2 protein-coding genes are annotated in these 3,624 nt (G+C 51.2%); both read left to right on the top strand.

The window, feature by feature from the left end:
- The first annotated feature begins 202 nt into the window (after positions 1 to 202).
- Positions 203 to 1,753 (top strand): methyl-accepting chemotaxis protein, encoded by a 1,551-nt coding sequence (locus QQZ17_RS18080; RefSeq protein ID WP_048998912.1) that lies wholly within the window; start codon positions 203 to 205, stop codon positions 1,751 to 1,753.
- Positions 1,754 to 1,885: 132 nt separating this feature from the next.
- Entirely contained in the window at positions 1,886 to 2,590 is a 705-nt protein-coding gene (locus QQZ17_RS18075; RefSeq protein WP_084999288.1) for an IS6-like element IS26 family transposase, read from the top strand.
- The last annotated feature ends 1,034 nt before the right edge of the window (positions 2,591 to 3,624 follow it).

The following is a 3,624-nucleotide window of genomic DNA, read 5'->3' as shown; positions in this document are numbered from 1 at the left end:
GGTCTGACGGCGCTTAGTGCTGAATTCACTATCGGCGAAGGTGAGTTGATGGCTCATGATGTCCCTCTGGGATGCGCTCCGGATGAATATGATGATCTCATATCAGGAACTTGTTCGCACCTTCCCTAAATAAATAACTTTAATTCAATATTAAGGGGCGGATGCCGATAACACTTTAGACCGTTTTATATCTGAGGTAGTTATGTCGTTGAAAAAGTCGTCCCTTGCCATTCTGCTCGCTTTGCTGTTTTTCTTTGTTGCCAGTGCCGCAACCAATGTCTTGCTGGCCATTAAAATCCATGATTCACTGGATAACGTGGATAAAGAGATCCAGGTGGTGTTATCCATTATCGATCCCATTAACCACAGCCGTACCCTGCGCGTGCGGGTCATGGAGTACATGAAGCAGGCGGAGAGCGGAGATACCGCCGGTCTTGCGGAGAAGCTGGACTCGGTAAAGCTGGCGCTGACCAAGGCCGATGGCGCGTTTGCCGCCTTTAATGCCGCGCCGCGTCTGGCGGATGAAGCTCCGTTAGTGAAAAATTACGACGACGCCTGGCTTGCCTACCGTAATCAGGGACTGGCACCGCTGATTGATGCGGCCTCGGCGCATGACGCGGCAAAATTTGATGCCCTGATCCCGCAGATCTCCCGTCTCGACCGCCAGTACGAAATCGTCCTCGACCAGGTGCTCTCCGTGCACCAGAAATACGCGAAACAGCTGAATGACGATGCGCGATCCCACTTTGCCTCTGGCTTAACCATTATTGCCGCCTTTGCTGCGCTGTTTGTGGTGGTGATTATCGGCGTGAGCGTACTGATGAAGCGGTTTGTCTTTGCCCCGATTAACCTGGCGCGGGCGCACTGCAGCCAGATCGCTGCCGGTCAGCTGACGGAAGCGGTGCCGCAAAAAGCGGGCTCGAACAACGAAATCGATCTGCTGATGGGCTCGATGGAGCAGATGCGTCTGGCCCTGCTGGAGACTATCTCTCAGGTGCGTGAAGCCTGCCGTACCGTCAATTACGCTTCGCAGGAAATTGCCTCCGGCAACATCGATCTGGCCTCGCGTACCGAGCAGCAGGCGTCAGCCCTGACGGAAACCGCCGCCAGCATGGAGCAGCTGAGCGCTACCGTCGCCAATAATACCGACAATGTGTATCAGGCCGGGAAGCTGGTGCAGGATGCGGTGAATAACGCCCGCACGGGGGAGGCCGTGACCCGCGAGGTGATCGAGACCATGAACACCATCGCCGCTAACTCCCAGCGTATCGAAGATATTACCAGCGTGATTAACAGCATCGCCTTCCAGACCAATATTCTGGCGTTGAACGCCGCGGTTGAAGCCGCCCGCGCCGGCACCCAGGGACGGGGATTTGCGGTGGTGGCAACGGAAGTCCGTACCCTGGCGCAGAAGAGCGCCGTGGCGGCGAAGGATATCGAAAACCTGATCGCCCAGTCGGTCTCCAGCGTGAAAAACGGTTCTCAGCTGGTGAATCGCTCGGGGGAGGTGATCCATGCCATTATCAATTCGGTCAATAAGGTGAACGCGCTGATGGAGCAGATCTCGGTGGCGTCGGAAGAGCAGAGCCGTGGCATCGGCCAGGTCGGCCAGGCGGTAACCGAGATGGACGGCGTCACCCAGCAAAACGCCGCCCTGGTGCAGGAGTCCGCGGCCGCGGCCGCCTCGCTGGAAGAGCAGGCGAAACACCTGACCCAGAGCATCGCCAGCTTCAGACTGCCGGAACCGGCATAATTCCTCCCTGTAGCCCTTAATGCCCGGCGGCGCTGCGCTTGCACGGGCCTACGTTTCTGTAGGCCGGGTGGCACTGTTGCAAATAGTCGGTGGTGATAAACTTATCATCCCCTTTTGCTGATGGAGCTGCACATGAACCCATTCAAAGGCCGGAATTTTCAGCGTGACATCATTCTGTGGGCCGTACGCTGGTACTGCAAATACGGCATCAGTTACCGTGAGCTGCAGGAGATGCTGGCTGAACGCGGAGTGAATGTCGATCACTCCACGATTTACCGCTGGGTTCAGCGTTATGCGCCTGAAATGGAAAAACGGCTGCGCTGGTACTGGCGTAACCCTTCCGATCTTTGCCCGTGGCACATGGATGAAACCTACGTGAAGGTCAATGGCCGCTGGGCGTATCTGTACCGGGCCGTCGACAGCCGGGGCCGCACTGTCGATTTTTATCTCTCCTCCCGTCGTAACAGCAAAGCTGCATACCGGTTTCTGGGTAAAATCCTCAACAACGTGAAGAAGTGGCAGATCCCGCGATTCATCAACACGGATAAAGCGCCCGCCTATGGTCGCGCGCTTGCTCTGCTCAAACGCGAAGGCCGGTGCCCGTCTGACGTTGAACACCGACAGATTAAGTACCGGAACAACGTGATTGAATGCGATCATGGCAAACTGAAACGGATAATCGGCGCCACGCTGGGATTTAAATCCATGAAGACGGCTTACGCCACCATCAAAGGTATTGAGGTGATGCGTGCACTACGCAAAGGCCAGGCCTCAGCATTTTATTATGGTGATCCCCTGGGCGAAATGCGCCTGGTAAGCAGAGTTTTTGAAATGTAAGGCCTTTGAATAAGACAAAAGGCTGCCTCATCGCTAACTTTGCAACAGTGCCTATAGGTGTATCGGCATATACGCAGATATACTTTAGAATTCTTATGATTTATTTTTTCATTTTTTTCAGGCTGTTATATAGACTGGCTTGTTGCGGTGTTTAACGTATTACCAGACATGATTTTGAACGCGCTGGACAGCGTGGTGAGTGAATATCTTTTGGCTGAAGGCCGGAAAGTACATACTCTTTTTGTGTTTACACAATTTGTAGTTACGATAATCCATCCTCACGGCTGTTCCCTGGGCACGGTCATACCTAACCTATTTAGATTAAGTATTTAAAGATCAATTTCTTACAGTACTTTTAAGGGACAACTTCAAATCTCTGAATATATCATTATCAGTATTTCAGTTAATAATACCTTCAAATAAAAAAAGCGGTCCGGCGACATCCCCCGGACCGCTTCAATAAACTGTCTGATGTTATGTATTCATCAGTGTGCAAATATCATACCAGCTTATGGTTCAGATAGCCACGTTGCTTAATTGTTGTGCAATGTAACAAATGTGAGGTATGTGTAGGTAATCGTTATTTTTAGGACTTAATGCACCGGTATTCTGGGCTTCAAATTCATCGGGGTAATGGCAAGTTAATGAAAAAAAGACCATTCCTCACGGGGGAAAAATGGTCGAATAATAGTATCCTGGTTCTGTGTACGTCAGGGTTCCAGTAGGATAGCGTCTATTGTCATGAACAAAACGACAAATAAGGGGGTAAATATGCCTCATTTTTGTTAAGGAATTGTCTATATGAACTGTTACTCAGTTTCTGTCCGTGAAATGGTCAGTATCAGGTATCAGACAATCATATCCTTTTATCTCACTGAGATTCCGGGCTGGACTTGATATCATCTAAGGAAGGTGCGAATAAGCAGGTCATTTCTTCCCAAGCTGACTCGCTGATTAAAATTTCGCGGATCTGGGCCGATTTTTTTCCCGCAAACACATCGAATCAGCCTATTTAGGCTATTTTTTCCACCATT

The organism is Citrobacter sp. T1.2D-1 (genome assembly GCF_950098555.1).
GTDB lineage: Bacteria > Pseudomonadota > Gammaproteobacteria > Enterobacterales > Enterobacteriaceae > Citrobacter_A > Citrobacter_A telavivensis.
This window is presented reverse-complemented; position numbering and strand designations above follow the sequence as displayed.